At 58.4% G+C, this 18361-nt stretch carries 20 protein-coding genes; 10 read left to right on the forward strand and 10 right to left on the reverse strand.

Annotation, left to right across the window (positions count from 1 at the left end; all coding sequences use genetic code 11):
• Window positions 1–31: 31 nt before the first annotated feature.
• Both Q7U39_12605 and Q7U39_12610 read right to left on the reverse strand, forming a co-directional pair.
• On the reverse strand, window positions 32–679 hold the full coding sequence (locus Q7U39_12605; protein MDO9118792.1) for a YkgJ family cysteine cluster protein: 648 nt from the start codon (window positions 677–679) through the stop codon (window positions 32–34).
• A 6-nt stretch (window positions 680–685) separates the two neighbouring features.
• Window positions 686–1243, reverse strand: coding sequence for a hypothetical protein (locus Q7U39_12610; protein MDO9118793.1), 558 nt, complete (start codon window positions 1241–1243; stop codon window positions 686–688).
• 306 nt (window positions 1244–1549) lie between these two features.
• Between Q7U39_12610 and Q7U39_12615 the strand changes: the two genes are divergently transcribed.
• Window positions 1550–1837 (forward strand): HU family DNA-binding protein, encoded by a 288-nt coding sequence (locus Q7U39_12615; protein MDO9118794.1) that lies wholly within the window; start codon window positions 1550–1552, stop codon window positions 1835–1837.
• 142 nt (window positions 1838–1979) lie between these two features.
• Here Q7U39_12615 and Q7U39_12620 read toward each other — a convergent pair whose 3' ends face one another.
• A complete protein-coding gene (locus Q7U39_12620; protein ID MDO9118795.1) occupies window positions 1980–2255 on the reverse strand; it encodes a MoaD/ThiS family protein in 276 nt (91 codons plus the stop codon).
• A gap of 97 nt (window positions 2256–2352) precedes the next feature.
• Between Q7U39_12620 and Q7U39_12625 the strand changes: the two genes are divergently transcribed.
• From Q7U39_12625 to Q7U39_12655, 7 genes are all read left to right on the forward strand, one after another.
• The gene (locus Q7U39_12625; protein ID MDO9118796.1) at window positions 2353–2760 is read left to right on the forward strand and encodes a hypothetical protein; all 408 of its coding nucleotides are present in this window, start codon (window positions 2353–2355) and stop codon (window positions 2758–2760) included.
• Window positions 2750–3310, forward strand: a complete 561-nt coding sequence (gene rfbC / locus Q7U39_12630) for a dTDP-4-dehydrorhamnose 3,5-epimerase (protein ID MDO9118797.1) — start codon at window positions 2750–2752, stop codon at window positions 3308–3310. Before Q7U39_12625 ends, rfbC begins: the two co-directional genes overlap by 11 nt.
• A 111-nt stretch (window positions 3311–3421) precedes the next feature.
• The gene (locus tag Q7U39_12635) at window positions 3422–3850 is read left to right on the forward strand and encodes a rubrerythrin family protein (protein ID MDO9118798.1); all 429 of its coding nucleotides are present in this window, start codon (window positions 3422–3424) and stop codon (window positions 3848–3850) included.
• Window positions 3851–3955: 105 nt separating this feature from the next.
• The gene (locus Q7U39_12640) at window positions 3956–5230 is read left to right on the forward strand and encodes a heterodisulfide reductase-related iron-sulfur binding cluster (protein MDO9118799.1); all 1275 of its coding nucleotides are present in this window, start codon (window positions 3956–3958) and stop codon (window positions 5228–5230) included.
• Complete coding sequence (locus Q7U39_12645; protein MDO9118800.1) at window positions 5227–5811, forward strand: DUF3501 family protein; 585 nt, start codon at window positions 5227–5229, stop codon at window positions 5809–5811. Before Q7U39_12640 ends, Q7U39_12645 begins: the two co-directional genes overlap by 4 nt.
• The gene (locus tag Q7U39_12650; GenBank protein MDO9118801.1) at window positions 5811–6563 is read left to right on the forward strand and encodes a 6-carboxytetrahydropterin synthase; all 753 of its coding nucleotides are present in this window, start codon (window positions 5811–5813) and stop codon (window positions 6561–6563) included. The genes Q7U39_12645 and Q7U39_12650 overlap by 1 nt, the downstream gene beginning before the upstream one ends.
• Window positions 6564–6608: 45 nt before the next feature.
• A complete protein-coding gene (locus Q7U39_12655) occupies window positions 6609–7076 on the forward strand; it encodes a nuclear transport factor 2 family protein (protein MDO9118802.1) in 468 nt (155 codons plus the stop codon).
• A gap of 121 nt (window positions 7077–7197) precedes the next feature.
• On the opposite strand, the gene Q7U39_12660 is transcribed toward Q7U39_12655, so the two are convergent.
• The 7 genes from Q7U39_12660 to Q7U39_12690 all read right to left on the reverse strand — a co-directional run bounded on the left by Q7U39_12660 (window position 7198) and on the right by Q7U39_12690 (window position 14843).
• Entirely contained in the window at window positions 7198–7911 is a 714-nt protein-coding gene (locus tag Q7U39_12660; protein ID MDO9118803.1) for a phosphatase PAP2 family protein, read from the reverse strand.
• A 73-nt stretch (window positions 7912–7984) separates the two neighbouring features.
• Entirely contained in the window at window positions 7985–9502 is a 1518-nt protein-coding gene (locus tag Q7U39_12665) for an ATP-binding protein (protein ID MDO9118804.1), read from the reverse strand.
• A 141-nt stretch (window positions 9503–9643) separates the two neighbouring features.
• Window positions 9644–9976 (reverse strand): thioredoxin family protein, encoded by a 333-nt coding sequence (locus tag Q7U39_12670; GenBank protein ID MDO9118805.1) that lies wholly within the window; start codon window positions 9974–9976, stop codon window positions 9644–9646.
• A gap of 64 nt (window positions 9977–10040) precedes the next feature.
• Window positions 10041–10511, reverse strand: a complete 471-nt coding sequence (locus tag Q7U39_12675; protein MDO9118806.1) for a peroxiredoxin — start codon at window positions 10509–10511, stop codon at window positions 10041–10043.
• 179 nt (window positions 10512–10690) lie between these two features.
• Window positions 10691–11440, reverse strand: coding sequence for a hypothetical protein (locus Q7U39_12680; protein MDO9118807.1), 750 nt, complete (start codon window positions 11438–11440; stop codon window positions 10691–10693).
• A gap of 13 nt (window positions 11441–11453) precedes the next feature.
• Window positions 11454–13313 carry a translational GTPase TypA gene (gene typA, locus Q7U39_12685; GenBank protein ID MDO9118808.1) on the reverse strand — a complete coding sequence of 620 codons (1860 nt, stop codon included), beginning with the start codon at window positions 13311–13313 and terminating at the stop codon, window positions 11454–11456.
• A 123-nt stretch (window positions 13314–13436) separates the two neighbouring features.
• A complete protein-coding gene (locus Q7U39_12690) occupies window positions 13437–14843 on the reverse strand; it encodes a glycosyltransferase (protein ID MDO9118809.1) in 1407 nt (468 codons plus the stop codon).
• 55 nt (window positions 14844–14898) lie between these two features.
• Here Q7U39_12690 and Q7U39_12695 point away from each other — a divergent pair, with 55 nt between their 5' ends.
• A complete protein-coding gene (locus tag Q7U39_12695) occupies window positions 14899–16467 on the forward strand; it encodes a hypothetical protein (GenBank protein ID MDO9118810.1) in 1569 nt (522 codons plus the stop codon).
• A gap of 43 nt (window positions 16468–16510) precedes the next feature.
• A complete protein-coding gene (locus Q7U39_12700; GenBank protein ID MDO9118811.1) occupies window positions 16511–18358 on the forward strand; it encodes a tetratricopeptide repeat protein in 1848 nt (615 codons plus the stop codon).
• The last annotated feature ends 3 nt before the right edge of the window (window positions 18359–18361 follow it).

Consider the following 18361-nt stretch of genomic DNA (forward strand, 5'->3'; position numbering starts at 1 on the left):
TGGCACCTTACCATAGGGCGAAAGTCTCTGTCTAGGCGGTGTGAAGATGGGCGAGAGGGTGTTTTTTGGGGAGGAAGGCATAGGGGAGTAGGAGCTCTTCTCCCTGGCATTGCTGCATTCGGTGCAGCGCGGTCAGTTGTTGAGACTCTTCTCCGGCCAGCCGGTCTTCTTCTTCTCGAAATGGAGAAGACAGGCGAATGATCGGGATAGCGGTTTGGATGTCGCAGGCGCCTTCGACGTATCCGTCCTGGTCCGGAGGGATACCCATCGAGCGACAGGTGAGCGGCCGAAAGGCGTAGACTGCGCAGTCCCCCTCGGAGGTGAGCGCGGGGCAAGGCAGATCCTGGAACTCTTCAGCCAGTTGCTCGGTGAGACGGTCGGGCCAGTTGTCCAGCATCGGTGACGAAGAGAGGCGGGGAAAACGAGCTTCGATTGCCGTCACCTGAGTCTGAGCATTCTGTTGGATGGACTGGCGTTGTGCGTGCGGAAGCCGGGCAAGTCCTTCTTGAAGCTGCTGCTGATCGAGAATCGTGACGGGAAACGTGCCGATGCAGCAATGGCAGCAGCCCTGACGGCAGGGCAGCTGTTCTAAGAGGGCTGCCGCGGCTCGTTCGAACCATCGTGAGGTTTTTTCAGGGAGCGAGGAGAGGCTGGTGATCGGGGTCGGTCGATTCGACACAACCGGCTACTCTTCCTGTGGAGCCATATCGACAATGAGGTCGCCCTTGGGCGAGTAAAAGCCCTGGTCGTCGATCTGGACGATCCCGTTGCACTGTTCCTGGTAGAACTCCAGAATCCACCCGTTGAAATCGTAGCCCTCATCCGTCATATCGTCTTTGGAAAAGCGGGTGGTAAGAATGAACTGTGCGCGATTGACGAATTCGAGAGCGAGCTGGGCTTCAATGTCTTCGTAGGCCGTCAGCAGATCACGATATTGAGTCTGTTCCTGGCCGAAGACGTCTTGATAGGTGCCGCGATCGCGTACGCAAAATAATTGAACCGGCTTCCGGTCTCGGTGATAGCCCAGGGAAATTTGTACCCAGGCCCACTCATCGAGAGCCGCGTCATCAATGTTGGTCGGGACGATGGGCGTCTGACCGCGGGCTTTCAAAAAATCGATCAAGAGTCGGAGCGGCGGCGAATTCTCTTTCTGGCAGAACACGCGAGAATATACATAGTTTTCAGCCTGTTCCGATGAGTCCGCCTGCGCAGATGCGGGAAGAATTGGAAGTTCCCTGCCCATGATGATCCTTTCACTGGAGCCCGTGTTCTTGAGGTGTCCGGCACCTCCGGCCTGAGACGTTTCGCTACTTTACGCCGGGGTCTCAGGCAACTGCAAGAGGGCACTGTAGGCATTTCCCCACGCCTGGCCTGTGTTTTTCTCGTTGACAGCCTGGGGACTCTTGGCTACACTCTCGCGGGTTTTCATGGTGGGAGTGTTGTTGAAGGGCCTTTCGCCAAACGATTCTCAATTCAGCGTGTTTCAAGAGAGGCGAGTCAACATTCGATTTGTGGTTTTCTTCTTCTCACTTTCTAAGGAGGTTCCCGAATGGCAAAATCAATGACGAAGTCGCAGATCGCTGACTACATGGCCCAAAAAGCCGGTATGACCAAGAAGGCCGCTGTCCAAATGATGGACGATTTTGCCGCCTTGGCCTATCGTGAAGCAAAGAACGTCTTCACGGTGCCTGGCATCGGCAAGTTGGTGTTGGCGAACCGCAAAGCCCGGATGGGCCGGAACCCACAGACCGGTGAGCCGATCAAGATCCCGGCCAAGCGGGTGGTGAAGTTCCGCGTCGCGAAGGTGGCCAAGGACGCAATCCTCGGAAAGAAGTAATCGAGGGGTTTCCGTCCGGCATCGGTGCAGCGCCATGAGTTCTCTGGGGCTTCATCCGCTGCAGGTGACGACAACATGACAAAGGGCTGGTTCTCCAGACGGGGAACCAGCCCTTTGTATTTGTGCCGTCCAGAGTTCTTTTTCAGGAATGCGAGGGTGCCAGACCGCTCCCGCCCATGCCGTCATGGCCGACCAGCCTGATCGCGTCGCCATCTTGCACGAGAGAGTCTTCGCTCGCGATGCGCTTATTGATTGTGACCAGCACTTTCTTTTCTCGCAGCAGTTGCAGTAAGTGTCGGAGTTGAAAGCCTTGGCGTTGAATGACTTGCCGAACAGTGAGCGAGGTGGGAATCTCGCAGGCCATGTCTCGCTCGCCGTCGGCTGTTTGTAGTTGCCCGGTCAGGGTAATGGTGACCATTGGTGCCGCTCCTTACGTTCGCGTGTGTTCAGATGGGATTTTTTCGTAACGGGTAGGCGTTGACTCAGTCGAGCCGCATCCCGATAATAGCGCCATCATGCAATCTTTGGATATCTATAATCCCGGCATGCCGGACCTGCAATTTGTGCTGTTTGTCTCGGCGCTCTGCACCTCCGACCTCCCGACGTTAAACATCCCCCAGCCTCTGAGAGACGAGCTCTTTGAGCGCTGTTGGGCGCTGGTTCATACAGGACCGCCACCGGTTTCGAAACACGAGCGCGTGTTGGACCTTCGCCATGGGAACGATCTCACGTTGGATGCCTGCCTGGAAGCGATCCAATCGATCCTGGGCGATGCCGGGATTACGACGATTACCTGGGATCATCCGCCGAGTCCTCCTTCGAGGTCCAGTACGCCCGAGGCCCAGCCGTTGATCGATCGCCTTCAGCAACTGTACCCTGACGCGCCCGACATTGTCGATCCGGATGGCGGGCATGCAGGTTAGCGCGACGCCGCTGGAAGGTCTCCTGGTGATCGAAACGACGCTCTGGCGCGATGCGCGCGGGGCCTTCGTGGAAACCTATCATCAGGAGCGCTATCGAGACGCGGGTATCGGCGCGGCGTTTGTGCAGGACAATTTTTCCTGGTCGCAGGCGAATGTGTTGCGGGGTTTGCACTATCAGCTCAGTCGTCCACAAGGGAAGCTCGTGATGGTCGTGGAGGGGCGGGTGTTCGACGTGGCGGTCGACATTCGGAAAGGATCGCCGACGTTTGGCCACTGGAATGGCGTCGAATTGTCGGCCGAGAACGGCCGGCAGCTCTATATTCCACCAGGCTATGCCCACGGGTTTTGTGTGTTGAGCGAGCGGGCCGGATTCATGTATCGGTGCACGGACTACTATGATCCATCGGACGAACGGGGCATTCGATGGAATGATCCGCAGCTGGCGATCGATTGGCCGGCCGTGAATCCTCTGGTATCCCAGAAAGATCAAGCCTATAAGACGCTGGCCGAGATGCAGGCCGAGCTTCCCCAGTGGACCGCCGCGCGGTAAGCCAGATCAACCGTTGAACCCCACGCGCGAGCTATGTTATACGCCGTACTGTCAATGCAGAGGGTGATCACCACGAACCATCGTAATTCGTCGTCATAGAAGGAGGACTCAATGGGGAAAAGTTTGAAGGGGACCAAGAGCCACGATAATTTGAAGGGCGCATTTGCCGGCGAATCGCAGGCCAATCGCCGTTATCTCTATTTTGCGCGCCGTGCCGACATCGAAGGTTATCCCGACGTCGGCGGACTGTTTCGCGATACCTCAGAGGCCGAGACCGGCCATGCCTTCGGCCATCTCGATTTCTTGAAGGAAGTCGGCGATCCGGCCACCGGAGTGCCGATCGGCAATACCGAAGCCAACCTCAAGTCGGCGATCGAAGGGGAAACCTACGAATATACCCAGATGTATCCCGGCATGGCCAAGACCGCGCGGGATGAAGGATTCGCCGAACTCGCCGAATGGTTCGAGACGCTGGCCAAAGCCGAGCGCTCGCACGCCAACCGGTTCCAGAAGGGTCTCGATAGCTTGAAGCAAGGCTAATCAGGCACAGGCATTCTGAGGAAGGGTGGGTCGGGCTGAGGTCCGATCCACCCTTCGTCTTTTCCGCCTTGTCTTCCATCCGATCAACAGGAGACAATACCAGCCGTGAAAGGCCTAAGTCTGATCCAGCCGGTTGATTCCGCTCAGCTTGCGAAAGATACGTTGCGCATCTATGAGATTTGCGACGGCTGCCGCCGCTGTTTCAATCTGTGCCCGTCCTTTAATACTCTCCTCGACGGGATTGACCGGCATGACGGCCATGTTGAGAAGGTGATGTCGGCCGAGCATCAGCGGGTGGTGGATGAGTGCTACTACTGCAAGCTTTGTTATAACCATTGCCCCTACACGCCGCCGCATCAGTACGCGTTGGATTTCCCGAAGCTCATGGTGCTGTGGAAGCAGCGGTATGCCGCCGAACGGGGCGTGCGCTGGCGGGATTGGCTGCTGATCCAGACCGATCTCATTGGACGGCTCTCGACGATCTCAGCCCGGCTCTCCAATTGGGCATTGAGCCTTGGGGGCGTGCGCCGGCTCATGGAAATGACGGTAGGAGTTCATCGCGACCGAAAGATCATGCATTTTTCAACGGAGACGTTTTCACGTTGGTTTCAGCGCCGTCCGATACCCGCGCCGCTGCCGGGGCCGCAAAAGAAAGTGGCGCTGTTTGCCAGTTGTTTGGTGAACTATCAGGCGTCCGATGTCGGGAAGGCCACGGTGCAGGTCTTGGAAAAGAACGGCGTTCAGGTGGTGGTGCCGGAGCAACAATGTTGCGGGATGCCCTCGTTCGATATCGGGGACACCGCCGCGATGCAGAAAGCGGCTCAGGCGAATCTCCGGTCGCTGCTCCCCTGGGTCGAACAGGGGTACGATGTCGTGGTGCCCGTGCCGAGTTGCAGCTTGATGTTGAAACGCGAGTATCCAGAGTTGCTTGGCGGTGAAGAGCCGAAGAAGGTTAGTGCGCGGACGTTCGATGTCTGCGAGTACCTCATGAAACTCAAGCGGGAAGGCGCGCTTGCCATGGATTTCGTCAGCAACCCAGGCCGGGTGGCCTATCAGATTCCTTGCCATCTTCGCGATCAGAATATTGGCTTCAAATCAAAGGAGCTGATGGAATGTGCCGGGGCGCAGGTTGAGGTGATTGAGAAATGCTCCGGCCACGACGGATCCTGGTCGGCAAAAACGGAATTCTTCCCGCTTTCAATGACCATTGCCAAGAAGGCGGTGCGCGCAATCGAGCAGACCCCGGCCGACCTTGTGGCGTCGGACTGTCCGTTAGCCGGGCTGCAATTGGATCAAGCCGGAGCGACGGGGCATGTGGGAGGGACCGCGACCAAGCACCCGATACAGATCGTTCGCGATGCCTACGGGCTGCCGTCATGAATGCGTTGATCTCCAGCGATATTATTCCGTATGCCGACTACGAGCGGCAACGCGAAGGGTTTCGTGCCCGTATTATTGAGTTGAAGCAGCGGCGGCGGATCTCGGTCGGGCCTCTGATCACGCTGGTGTTTGAAAATCGAGAGACGCTCCTGTTTCAGATCCAGGAAATGATTCGCGTCGAGCAGATCTTTGATCCGGCCAAAGTCCAGGAAGAGCTGGATGTGTACAATGCCTTGCTTCCTGGAACGGCCGAGTTGAGCGCGACACTGTTGATCGAAATCACCGACGACGCCAGAATGAAAGAATGGCTCGATGCCTTCATGGGGTTGGATCATGGGCGGAAGGTGGCGATCACCATCGGCGGGGAGCGTCTCTACGCCGAGTTCGAAGGCGGCCATAGCCACGAGACGAAAATCAGCGCCGTGCATTTCGTGCGCTTCCTGGTGCCGCCCTCGGTAAAGGACGTGCTGGCGGATTTGCGTGTGCCGGTGACACTCTCCGTGCACCACGGTGTGTATCAGGCGGACGCGCCGGTTCCCGGCAGCATGCGTGAAGAATGGCTCAGGGATCTGGAGGGGTAATGCCATCTGTCTTATTGACCAAACGAATCGAATTCGCCGCCGCTCACCGCTATATCAAGCCCGAGTGGGATGAGGCGAAGAACCGCGCCGTCTTCGGCCCCTGCTATAACGCGCCTGCGCACGGGCACAATTACATGCTGGAAGTCACCGTCTCCGGCGAGGTGGATCCCAAGACCGGCATGGTCATCAACTTGTTCGACCTGAAGCAGGTGCTGCTCGCGGTGATCGAAGAATTCGATCATATGAACTTCAACCTCGACCTGCCCTATTTTCGCGACCGGATCCCGACGTCGGAGAACATCGCGCGCGTCCTCTGGACAAAGCTGGCCGCGCAATCGGATATCGGCACGTTGGATACTATTCGTCTCTACGAAGACGAGGATCTCTATGCGGAAATCACGGCGTCCGGCGGGCTTGATGCGGCCAGCGTCACCCGCCGGTATTCCTTTACGGCGTTGCTCGATGGCCTCCAGGGCCATACGTGGGATTGCTTCGTATCGGTCCATGGGGGCATCGATCCGGTCACCGGTATGGTGACGGATATTGGGGCGCTGGACCGTCTGGTGCAGGAGAAGGTGGTGCAGCCTTTCGATGGACATCACTTGGGGCAGGTCCTAGGGGTGACGAGGCTGTCGGCCGAGCAGCTTGCCAAGGCGATCTGGGATCGTCTCGTCAGCCCGCTGCCCGGCGGGAAGCTCCAGAATGTCCGCCTGGTACAGACCCGCGATCTAGTCTTCGACTACGCAGATTGATCGATCCGGGGGTCTGCCAGATTTCAGCTCGAAGGAGGCTGTCTGGTGAAACGAGCGGTTTGTAGTGTGCTGCTGATGCTCATTGGGAGTACTGCCTGGGCGGCAGACGATGAGGCGGCTATCCGCGCGCTCCTGATCGATACCGCAAAAACCACCAGTGAATTTTCACGGACTAGAGATTCTACCGCGGTCTTACAGTTTTACAGCAGAGACTATATGGGTATTCAGGATGGGGAGAAGGAAACGGTCGAGACTATTCAGCAATGGCTAGCCGAATATGGAGCCGAGCTGGATAAGGGCAGCCCGGTGCGCTTCATTGGCGAGATTTACGACATTCAGATCAGGCTCTCTGGCTTCATGGCGTGGGCAACCTACGACTATGCATTCAAGATGGTTCGTGACGGAGAGATTCAAGGTCATGATCGCGGTCTCTGTACTGCCGTCTTGCGCAAGGAAGTCAGCAGTTGGTTTATCCAGCACGAGCACTGCTCCAAACCACGGCTTGCGAAATAGCCCTTTCCAGGGTCAACGAGTCGGGCTGCACCAGATAGAGATGTGAATAGCCGCGTACGTGAAAATATCAGGCTGCGGTCTCGTCGCCGAGATATCAAGAGGGTAGAGGACAGGGGATTGGTTACCGGCCGATGAGGGCTTTTGCCGTTGCGAGGGCAAAGACCGCAACGGCCCGAATATCATTAAATAGCGCCGAGAACTCTAACGTTGTAAGAAACAGCCCGGCGTGCAGAGCGGCGGGAAACCGTTTTCCCCAGTCGAGAATGTATTGAACAGCGTTGGCGCCATATTCTCGGGAGCAGAATAGGTAGCTTGCTGCCATTCCAATGAGGGCTCCAACGATCAGGTCACTGGCAAAGTGCAGCCCAAGGTATAAGCGCGGGAGGCACACGACGACGATGGTGTGAGTCAACGACCACAGGCCAAGGGAACGTGAGACATACATGAGCCCCGTAGAGATCGCGAAAAAGAGCGTGGCATGATCGCTTGGGAGCGAACTCCATCCGTCCAAGCTTTTGGGAGGCAGCGTGAGAGGTAAGGTGAACGCCAGTTCCGGAGTGTGAAGTGGACGGAGGCGGAACGGCAGTCCCACTTGGAGAATCTGCCCGAGTGTAAGGGCCACGGTGCACGCCACTAGCATGGCAAGCAGTCGTCGTCGGTTATCGGTAACATTCCCGCCGGTTTGGAACCAAGCAAGCCAAAAAAATGACAGCGCGACCCCTCCCTTCAGGAAGTCTTGGTCGGACAGGAAGACGACAAGTGAATCGAACAGCCACGAACGTCCAGCATACTGGTTTACAAAAAGCGTGATCGATTGGTCAAACGCATTGATCATGGGTAGCACGGTTCTTTCGTTTTATTTGCAGGCAGTACAGGAATGCCTGTAGATATCGGTGTAATCAGCCGGCTCATCGTGGTGCAGCGTTCCGTAAAAGCTCCTGTACCTTGTCGATCAGCGTCGTCGGGAGGAACGGTTTCTGGAGAAAGGGCGTGTCTTCGTGTATTCCGCTGGTCTCCAGCGTCTCTCCCGCATAGCCTGACATATAGAGGATCCGCGCCTCCGGTTGCATCGCTTTTACGCCTTCTACCAGCACCGTACTCTTCATGCGAGGCATGATCACATCCGTTACCAGTAGATGACAGAGACCTTTGTGGAGTTGGAGTTGCTGCAGGGCTTGGATGCCGTCGCCGGCGACCAGCACGTGGTATCCCTGGTCTTGAAGAACGGTGGCCATCAGCGTGCGAATGCTGTCATCGTCTTCGACGAGGAGAATGGTTTCCCGTGTCGTTATCGGCGCCATGGCGGATCGGGTCGCCGCGAGCGAAGCGCCAGATTGTTCGACCCGAGGCAAATACACGGTGAATCGGGTCCCCTGTTCAGGCTGGCTGGTGACATCGATGTAGCCCTGGCTTTGTTTGAGAATGCCGTAGACGGTCGCCAGTCCAAGGCCGGTTCCTCTGTCAGGTCCTTTGGTTGTGAAGAAGGGTTCGAAAATATGAGACAGCGTCTCCTGGTCCATTCCGCATCCGGCGTCTTGGACGAGAATCTTGACGAAGGAGCCTACTCTCGCGCCGGGATGAAGGCGAACGAAGTGTTCATCGAGGTCGACGCAATCGGTCTCGATATTCAGTAACCCTCCGCCCGGCATCGCATCGCGGGCGTTCACGGCCAGATTCATAAGGATTTGTTGGAGCTGGACCGGATCCATCATGGCATGTCCGGCTTCAGGATGGAGCACGACGACCATCTGGATATGCTCACCGATGATCCGCTGCAGCAGATATTCCATCTCTCTGACGGAAGCATTGATGTCCAGTTCCTTGGGCTCGAACACCTGGCGCCGGCTGAACGTCAGAAGCTTCTTGGTAAGAGCGGCAGCGCGGAGGCCGGCTTGGCTGATCAACTCGATTTCTCGTTTCGCCGGGTGCGTGGCCAATTGCTGCAGGAGCCGATGCGCATGGCCGATGACCACCATCATCAGATTATTGAAGTCGTGGGCGATACCGCCGGCGAGTCGCCCGATGGCCTCCATCTTTTGCGACTGTTGGAGCGCCTGCGCCGTGCGCTTATGCTCGGTAATATCCGTAATTGTTTCAATGATGTGAGTCCGGCCATCGACCGTTGGCGCTTTGGCCCAGTGCACGAGGAGAAACTGGTTGCCCGGCAGAGGAACTTCGCTGGAGACGACCATGTCGCTCGTCAGCGCTTCCGGCATCCGGCAAAAAACGCAGGGGGTCCGGCACCCGGCGATCTTCTCGTAGCAGGATTTCCCCGCAACATCGCCGAATTTTTTGAGCCCGGTCTGGTTCTGGAATTGGATCTGATGTGTCGACGGGTCGATGACCGTCACGATGACGGGCTGCGAATTGAGCAGGACCTGCGCATCATACTGCGGAAATCCGGAGGCGTGAGAGGGAGAGGCCATCGGTTCGTTCCAATGACAGGTGTCGAGGCCGCCGGCGGTGCATGCCCCGTGACTGACTCGACAGTACACCAGACCCCGGACGAGTCAAGAAGTTCGTCGGTTCCGGTCTGTTCCTAAGGAGAACGAGGCAGGCTGTGGGAGCTACTTGGTAAGGTGATCTGAAATGAGTGCTGCGAGTTCAGCCGGCTCGACCACGCCTTCGCGGGTCAGGAGGAGCTTGCCGTTCGCGAAGAAGTGCGTCGTGGGGTACGTTTCAAACGTGTGAGTCTTTTTAATCTCCCGGCAGCGGCCAGGGACATGCATCTTGGCCTTGCCGACCTTGATGCCCGGAAACTTTGCCGCGGTTTCTTCGAGAATGGGGTCATAGGTCTTGCAGGGTTCGCAGGTGGCGAGTCCATAGGCGACGACGGCACCGGGACTGTCGGTGAACTCTTTGTAGTTCTCATCTCGGACGTCTTCGACGGTTCCTGCCATGATCCTGCCTCCCAAAATGAAAGGGGAGGGTTCTCTCGAACGCCTCCCCTTCCGGTTTCACAAACTAGCTGAGCTTCGCCAGTGCGTCGAGGATATCCTTGTCCTCGCGGGCAACCTTGATTTCCTGCACTTTTGCGTAGGCCACCTTGCCGTTCTTGTCGACAATGACGGTGGCGCGCTTGGAGCAGTTCAACGGCTCGAAATAGAGGCCGTAGGCCTTGCACGTAGTCCGGTGCACGTCGGACAGCAGGCGGTGCTTGAGGTCCATGGAATCCGCCCAGGCCTTGTGCGAGAAGAAGCTGTCGCAGCTGATGCCGAAGAGTTCGGCGTTCGCGTTCTGGAACTTGGGGAAGTCATCGGTCAAGCACTTGTTCTCCCCCTGGCAAACCGGGCTCCAGTCCAGCGGGTAGAAGGCCAGCACGACGTTTTTCTTGCCGCGATAGTCGCTCAGCTTCACGTCCTTCTGATCCTGGTCCTTCAGGTTAAAATCCGGGGCGGTATCGCCGACCTTAATTTCTGCGGCTACATCACTCATTGCTATGCCTCCTTATGAGAATATCGCTATCTGTGGGCGTATTTGAGGTCTCAGATTGAGAGAACCCCCTGTGGAAACCTTGAACTTTGTACCTTGTGGTTTGAAAGGTTGTCAACGGGCCTTAAGGCCTACAGCGATAGGCCTATGAGCGGTAACAGGCTGAACTTAAAGCGTTTTGCCTATCCCTGGAGCTCACGGAACCCGATCATTCGGCCGGCAGGGGATGCGGTGCGGTAATTGACGATCCGGATCGTCCGGCCCAGTAACGGGAGGCGAAAGGCCGTGCCGACTTTGGGGGATTGCCCGACGCGAAGCAACTCCGTGGCGGACTCGCTCAGCAAGTCTTTCGCAGCGGTTTCGGGGATCCCTTTGCCATAGAACGTTTCGATCTCGTCCAAGCCGAATTTGGTCAGTCCCATCGTGTGACACCAGACCTGGTCCGGTTTGGCCTGGTCGTCGTGCACGATGGCGACATGGTCGTCGGCCAGAAAGCTGGTCATCGCTCGATTCTGCCAGTCCGAGGGATTCAGATACGCTTGCGTGGTGACATCATAGGCCGTGCCCTGTGTCAGCAGCGTGAGGCCGCGCGCGAGGCGGGCCGCGAACAAGACCAGGTCAGGCATATCCCGATTCGGCATGAGTGTCGGCGCGACGGCTCCCATCTGGTCGTGTTCCCAGGCCAGGTTCTTCATGATATCGCCGGTGTGAGTGGCCGGCAGGGGCATCACGACGTGAGCGGACCAGGGGCCGTGGGTGGCCTGCCAGGACTCTGGCGCTCCAGCCTCCGGTTGAATCGCAAGCGGGCCGCCGTATTCGCGATCGTACCAGATCGCGATTTCATCGAGTCCTGGCGCGGTGCCGCGATAGCCGATGAAATAGAGCGGCGGGCGTTTGGCTGACGGCTTGGGGATTTTTTTCTTGATACGCATCGTCGACGGCTCGCTATTTACCGGATTTCTTAGCTCGGCGGCGTTCATCCGCATTGAGCAACCGTTTGCGCAGGCGGAGGTTGAGCGGAGTAATTTCCACCAATTCATCCGGTCCGATATATTCCAAGGCGAATTCCAGACTCATCTCCCGTGGCGGGGTAAGCACCAACGCTTCATCGGTTCCTGATGCCCGCATGTTGGAGAGGTGCTTTTCCTTGCAGACGTTCACGTCCAGATCTTCGTCCCGGCTGTTTTCGCCGATCACCATGCCGCGATAGACCTCGACGCCCGGGCCGATGAACATGGTGCCCCGTTCCTGCGTCATGAAGATCGCGTAGCCGGTGCTGGTGCCGTCTTCGTGCGCCACGAGGGAACCGTGCGGTGCGACCATCAAATCCCGCTCTTCGGCCGGCTCATAGGCGGCAAATACGTGATGCATGATGATCGTGCCGCGGGTTTTGGCCAGCAAGAGGTTCTTGAGGCCCATGATGCCGCGCGTCGGGATATGGTATTCGAGATGCATTTCGCTGGTGCCGACATCGGAATGGATGAGGCGCATATGGCGCAGTTCGCCTCGGCGCTTCCCCATCTCCTCGATGACCGTCCCCTGGTAGGTCTCGGGGACTTGGATCGTGAGTTCTTCGTACGGTTCCGTGGCTTTGCCGTTGGCATCGCGGTGGACGATGACCTCGGGTTGCGAGACCTGGAGTTCGTACCCTTCGCGCCGCATCTGTTCGATCAAGACGCCGAGGTGGAGTTCTCCGCGGCCGGCGACGAGGAACCGGTCGGCGCTGTCGGTTTCATGCACGCGCAAGGACACGTTCGTTTCGAGTTCTTTGAAGAGCCGATCCCGCAAGTGGCGAGACGTCAAATACTTTCCTTCGCGTCCAGCAAACGGGCTGTTATTGACGGAGAAGCTCATTTGGACGGTCGGTTCATCGATCGTCACGCGGGGTAAGGCAATCGGATTTTCCGCATCGGCGATCGTATCACCGATGCTCACCTCATCGAGGCCTGCGACAGCCACGATCTCTCCGGCTGCCGCCTGATCGGCATCGACCCGTTCAAGGCCGGAGTACACAGCCAGGTCGGATACCTTCCCGAGGGTTTGGGCGCCGTCTTTCCCGAGCAGCATGACGGGCTGCCGTCGGGCGATGGAGCCGGATTGAATCTTCCCGATGCCCATCTTGCCTTTGTAGGGATCCTGAACGAGCGCCAGGACCAGAATTTGGAGCGGGGCTTCGGCATTGATGGCCGGTGCGGGAATTTTTTCCAGAACCGTGTCCAGCAACGGCGTAATGTCTGTCCCGGGCTTATTCACATCCAACGTCGCCTGGCCCTTGATGGCGGCGGCATAGACGATTGGGAAGTCGAGTTGTTCGTCGGTGGCGCCCAGGTGGACGAACAGATCGAACGTGCGATTCACGACGTCGTCGATCACGGCATCGGGGCGATCGATCTTATTGATCACGACGATGGCCTTATGCCCGAGTGCGAGCGCCTTGCGCAGCACGAACGTCGTCTGCGGCATGGGCCCTTCTTTGGCGTCGATGAGGATGAGCACGCCGTCGACCATCCGGAGCGTACGCTCGACCTCGCCGCCGAAATCGGCATGTCCCGGCGTGTCGACGATATTGATTTTGACGCCCTTATAGACGACGCTGGCATTTTTCGCTCGGATCGTAATGCCGCGCTCACGTTCCTGATCCATCGAGTCCATGATGCGCTCGCCCATGTCGTCGATCTTGCGATGGACGTGGGTCTGTCGCAACACCGCATCGACCAGGGTGGTTTTGCCGTGGTCGACGTGTGCGATGATGGCGATGTTTCGAATATCGGTGCGACGGTCGTGAGGGGCGCGTAGCTGTGTCATGGTGTTGTGGTCTCGCGGTCAAAAAAAGGCGCCTCGACAGTGAGGCGCAATCGCGCAGTATAGCCGAAGTCTCGTCTCCGGCACAAGACACGATCTCCAGGCCTGTTAGTTTTTTCTTCGAGGCTACTTACTGTGCCAGGACGCGGTTCTCGTCATGGCTCCCCACGTCGCTTTCTTGCCGATCATCCAACGATACAACCCGATCAATTTCCAGAGGGAATTCAATTGTCGATAGCCGAAGTTCTCCAAAATCGCTCCTAGGAGGAGCAGGAGGACGTGTTGAGGTTTCGGATAGACGTGGAAGGACATCTCTTCGAGGAAAAATGCACTGACCGAGAGTAGGATGCCGAGACTGATGGCGGCCACGAGCAACACAAGCCAGACTTTAAAAGAGACGAAGCCAAAAATGAATCCGACGGTGACGAATACGTAGCCGAAGACTTCGATGGCTGGGCCCAGCCACTCAAACAGGGCCATAAAAGGAAATGCCAGCCAGCCGACAGCTCCACCCTTGGGATGAAATAAGAGATCGAGATTGTTCGTCAAGCTCTCACACAGGCCGCGCTGCCACCGGATGCGCTGATTCTTGAGTGTCGTGAGGTCTTCCGGGGCCTCGGTCCAGCAAATCGGGTCGGGAGCGAAGGTGATGCGATAGGGCTTCCCGGCGAGTCGCATGTGCCGGTGGAGCCGCACGACGAGCTCCATGTCCTCGCCGATCGTATCGTGGCGGTAGCCGCCGATCCCGATTACGGTGTCCTTATGGAAGAGCCCGAAGGCGCCGGAAATGATGAGCATCGCATTGATCGGAGACCAGCCGAGCCGGCCGAACAGGAAGGCGCGCAGGTATTCGACGATTTGAAACAGCGCGAGGATATTGGTCGGGAGCCCCACCTTCGTGAGAAATCCGTTCTTTACTTCGCAGCCGTTGGCGACGCGGACGGTGCCGCCGCAGGCGATGGTGTGGGGGTCGTCCAGAAAGGGCTGCGCTGCCAGCCGAAGGCTGTCACGTTGGAGGATGGAATCGGCATCGATACAGCAAAATAACGGGTACAGCGAAATGTTGATTCCGGCGTTGAGCGAGTCCGCTTTGCCGCCGTTGTCTTTATCGACGACCCGCAGATTGGGCTGTGCTGGGGCGTGGTAGACCGTTCGGATCGGCTTCGTGGCCAGCCGGGCGTCATAAGCTTCGGGAAAGGGAATCAGGCCGAATTCCTTGATCAGCACGTCCAACGTCGTGTCCTTCGATCCGTCGTTGATGACCACGATTTCAAATTCAGAATAGCTCAACTGGAGAAGGGATCTGACGGTGGTCGCGATGGTCGCTTCTTCATTGAATGCGGGAACGAGCAGCGTGATCTGCGGTTCGAATCCGGTGTAGCCGTGTGGGAGGCTGTTGAGCGAGCGCTCTTCCATGTAGCGCCGCAGATGAATGGCGGCGACCACATCCAGCATCAAGTATCCTGCGGTCAGGCCGAGAAGGTAGAGCAAGAACAGCCATTCGGAAATCGATATGAGCGTGTCTATCCACATCGGTCAGTGTCGTTCCATCCGTCTTCGGGTCTGCCGATGGAGTGGTTCCTCTATCATGTGGTGGAGCTGGACCCTTGCGGCCATGTCGGTCGTGGCCCTGCCCGTAGTCGGATACGCAGAGGACATTTCGGTACCACTCTCCATTCCCATCCCGTCCTCCGTTTCTGAGATCGAGTTGTCGTATGTCGGTGAACGCACCACTCCCGCCGTGACGCTCAGTGGTCCGCCTGCTGCCGTACCCTCTCTTCCTTATCGACCGTTTGTGCCTATTCTTGATCTGCGCGGCCTGTTCGGCGAAGCCCGCCTGTTCGGCTCCTGCCAAGGACGGCAGACTCGGGCGCAGGAGGGGATCGATCTGCAGCGGGCTCCCGGAAAGGGCCTGCGGTGCGGTCAGCGCATCCCTCTGCACCAGGCAGAAATTGCCGTGGATCTCTTGTCTTACGAGACCCTGCGGATTCGTGGGCATGCGACGGGCCGGGTCGTCGTGGCATTGGAAGATCGGGCTGCCGCGCAACGAGAAGACAATCTCCCGCTTGCGACGGTGACGGGTCCGTTCGATCTCACGCTTCCGCTCAAGGGGATCGGTCAGAAGCTGGATCTCCGTTCACTGACGGCGCTGGTGGTATCAACGGAGACGGCCGGCGCGCACATTCTGTTTGAACAGATTGAAGCCGTGCAGCCGTCAGTCGTGCCCCGAGGGCCTGTTGGGATCGGATTCTGGGTGTGGACGTATCGTGAGGCGATCCGTGACCCGAATGTCCTGCTGGCGACCTGTCGGATGCAGGGCTGCTCCAGAGTGCTGATTCAGATGCCGTCTCAGGCGGATGACGACGGGCTTTGGCGTCACTATGCCAGGCTATTGATGACGATGCAGGAGGCCGGGGTTGCGGCATTTGCGCTGGACGGATATCCCGAAGCGATTCAGGAGCCCCATAAACTCGCCGATAAGATACAGAGGCTCCTGGCCCTGGTGAAACCCGGCGGGATATCCGGGGTTCAGCTTGATATCGAACCCTATCTCCTGCCGGGCTTTCTGAAAGATGAGGCCCAACTCCGTCGCTATGTCGAGACGATTGAGACGCTGAAGGACGTCATCGGTGGACGCGTTCGTCTCTCGATGGTGATTCCCTTTTGGCTGGCGGCGCCGACCCTGGCCGGTCGTCCGTTGGCCTATGCCGTGATGGATCGGGTCGACGAAGTCGCGGTGATGAGTTATCGCACTGACTTGGACGAAGTGCAGGACATTGCCGAAGACATCCTGCGCTACGGCGATCTTGTCGGGACACGGGTGTGGCTGGCGGTGGAGACGACTCCGCTCCCGGTTGAGCAGCATGTGGTGCTGCGCCGTGAGATGGACCCTGACCGGGCTGACGTGGTGCTGGACTATGATCGGCGCTTACTGCAGTGGATGCCGCAGGCAGGGGGATCGAATCTCTCGACCCGTCGGGAGTGGTTCCGCATTCATCACCGGTTCACCGTGAGGCCGGAGCGGCTGACCTTTGCCGGCCGTTCACGCGCGGAGGTGTCCGCCTCGGTGAAGCGGATTGTGGAGATGACCTCGCATCCCAGTTTTTCGGGCGTGATCATTCACGACGTGGATGGGTTTCGAGCGCTGCCGGACTAAGGCTGTATGGCGAGAGGTTGGGCCGCCAAGGATGAGCGATTCCATGGGGTGGAGATGTCTGTGCAGATCTGTTGCAGGTGTGGTGCTCGCGACGCTGTTGGCCGTGGGGTGGGTGGGCGTGGACGTTGGTCTGGTGCAGGCGAACAGCGCCGAGCCCTCGCCACGCCGGCTTCTGGAGCAGGGGAAGGCGCTGGAGCAACAGAAACAGTTCCCGAAGGCCATCGCGGTCTATCGCCGATATTTGGCAGCCCGCCCGGAGAATGACGAAGTCCGTGCCGCATTAGCGAAGCTGCTCTCCTGGCAAGAGCAATGGGACGAAGCGAGCGCCTTGTATCGGGACGTCTTGTCCCGCCATCCTCTTGATGACGAAAGCCGCGTGGCTCTGGCGCGGGTGTTGTCGTGGCAACGTCGCTACGACGAGGCCAAGCAGGAGTATGAGCGGGTTCTCCGCGATCATCCGCAACATTCTGATGCGCTGACCGGGCTCGCCGATGTGCTGGTGTGGAGCGGTCATCCGGACCAGGCGATTCCGTATTATCAACGGGTGGTGGAGGCTACGGGCGATCCGGCACTCGCGGCACGCCTCCATTCGCTAAAGGCCGAGTCCTCTCAAATAATCGACCCGCCGGCTCAACGCCCGACACTCGTGCCAACCCCGGTTCGGGAGGCCGAGTCTGTCTCTGCCGATGCGAGGCAGACAGTGGAGCGCGGGCGCCAGTTCGAGGCGGCGCGGCAGTACGGCGAGGCGGTCGCCCTCTACCGTGAAGGACTGCGCCGGTCTCCTGAAAACGATGAGGTGCGGAGTGCCTTGGCGCGCGTCCTGTCGTGGCAGGGCGCGCACTCCGAGGCGGCCTCGTTATATCGTGAGGTCTTAGCGCGCCATCCCAAGGACCAGGATATTCGGGTGGCGCTGGCGCAAGTGCTCTCGTGGCAGAAACAATTCCCCGAAGCGCAGGCCTTGTATGAGCAGGTGGTTCGGGAAGAGCCTCGCCATCTAGAGGCGCGCCGCGGGCTTGCGGAGCTGGCACACTGGCAGGGGAACCGGACAGAGGCCTTGGCGCGTTATGAGGCGCTGGTGGCCGAGACGCACGATTCGGACATCGAACAGCAGCTGCGCAACGTACGATCCGAACTGCTGGTTTCGCCGCGGGCGGCCGTGGGGCAAGGGTTGACCGGGCTCCGTCTGCCCTATCGCGACTACGCCAAGATTGGCTACGGCCACTATTCTTATACGCGAAACCAGCCGGATGAGCGGGATCTCCTCTTTGAGGTGGCCAAGCCGATCGGCGATCAGACGCTGGTGGTTCGGGCCGAGCCGATCAATCGCTTTGGCTCGCACGACACGCCGCTGTCGGCCGAATTGTACAGTCCGCTCTGGAAGCGGGCCTGGGGCTACGTTGCGGCACAAGGGACCATCAATCCGCATTTCGCCCCCAACTATTCGTTCGTCGGCGAGATGGCACAGGGGTTGGGCGGCGTCCATGCCGCGCTGGCTCCGTTCGAAGTGTCATTCGGCTATCGTCGTTTGAATTACAAGAAAGACGACATCGATCTCCTCATGCCTGGATTGACCATCTTCCTGCCGTTCGATCTCTGGCTGACCGAGAAGGTGTATCTGATCCCCAATACCGGGGCCTTCACATTGTCCTCGCAATTGACCTGGCGGCCGACGGAGCGGGTGCAGGTCTTCGCGTCGGGGTCGTTCGGAACGTCGGGCGAACGGATCGTGGCCACGCAAGATTTTACCCGGGTGCAGAGCCGGACGCTCCAAGGGGGAGTGACGGTCCCCGTGAATGATCGATTTTCGGTTGAGGTGTCGGGCTATTACGAAGACCGCGGATTTCTCTATGTCAGACGGGGCGGCAACCTGAGTCTGATCTATCACTGGTAGGGT

The sequence above is a fragment of the Nitrospira sp. genome, from assembly GCA_030653545.1.
Classification (GTDB): domain Bacteria; phylum Nitrospirota; class Nitrospiria; order Nitrospirales; family Nitrospiraceae; genus Nitrospira_D.

Excerpts from the sequence above, each read along its gene's own strand:
- Q7U39_12610 (MDO9118793.1), bottom strand. The coding sequence starts at position 1,243 with ATGGGCAGGGAACTTCCAATTCTTCCCGCATCTGCGCAGGCGGACTCA.
- Q7U39_12675 (MDO9118806.1), bottom strand. The coding sequence starts at position 10,511 with ATGAGTGATGTAGCCGCAGAAATTAAGGTCGGCGATACCGCCCCGGAT.
- Q7U39_12690 (MDO9118809.1), bottom strand. The coding sequence starts at position 14,843 with ATGTGGATAGACACGCTCATATCGATTTCCGAATGGCTGTTCTTGCTC.
- Q7U39_12615 (MDO9118794.1), top strand. The coding sequence starts at position 1,550 with ATGGCAAAATCAATGACGAAGTCGCAGATCGCTGACTACATGGCCCAA.
- Q7U39_12695 (MDO9118810.1), top strand. The coding sequence starts at position 14,899 with ATGTGGTGGAGCTGGACCCTTGCGGCCATGTCGGTCGTGGCCCTGCCC.
- Q7U39_12645 (MDO9118800.1), top strand. The coding sequence starts at position 5,227 with ATGAATGCGTTGATCTCCAGCGATATTATTCCGTATGCCGACTACGAG.
- Q7U39_12635 (MDO9118798.1), top strand. The coding sequence starts at position 3,422 with ATGGGGAAAAGTTTGAAGGGGACCAAGAGCCACGATAATTTGAAGGGC.
- rfbC (MDO9118797.1), top strand. The coding sequence starts at position 2,750 with ATGCAGGTTAGCGCGACGCCGCTGGAAGGTCTCCTGGTGATCGAAACG.
- Q7U39_12660 (MDO9118803.1), bottom strand. The coding sequence starts at position 7,911 with ATGATCAATGCGTTTGACCAATCGATCACGCTTTTTGTAAACCAGTAT.
- Q7U39_12650 (MDO9118801.1), top strand. The coding sequence starts at position 5,811 with ATGCCATCTGTCTTATTGACCAAACGAATCGAATTCGCCGCCGCTCAC.
- Q7U39_12665 (MDO9118804.1), bottom strand. The coding sequence starts at position 9,502 with ATGGCCTCTCCCTCTCACGCCTCCGGATTTCCGCAGTATGATGCGCAG.
- typA (MDO9118808.1), bottom strand. The coding sequence starts at position 13,313 with ATGACACAGCTACGCGCCCCTCACGACCGTCGCACCGATATTCGAAAC.
- Q7U39_12700 (MDO9118811.1), top strand. The coding sequence starts at position 16,511 with ATGGGGTGGAGATGTCTGTGCAGATCTGTTGCAGGTGTGGTGCTCGCG.
- Q7U39_12620 (MDO9118795.1), bottom strand. The coding sequence starts at position 2,255 with ATGGTCACCATTACCCTGACCGGGCAACTACAAACAGCCGACGGCGAG.
- Q7U39_12670 (MDO9118805.1), bottom strand. The coding sequence starts at position 9,976 with ATGGCAGGAACCGTCGAAGACGTCCGAGATGAGAACTACAAAGAGTTC.
- Q7U39_12680 (MDO9118807.1), bottom strand. The coding sequence starts at position 11,440 with ATGCGTATCAAGAAAAAAATCCCCAAGCCGTCAGCCAAACGCCCGCCG.
- Q7U39_12625 (MDO9118796.1), top strand. The coding sequence starts at position 2,353 with ATGCAATCTTTGGATATCTATAATCCCGGCATGCCGGACCTGCAATTT.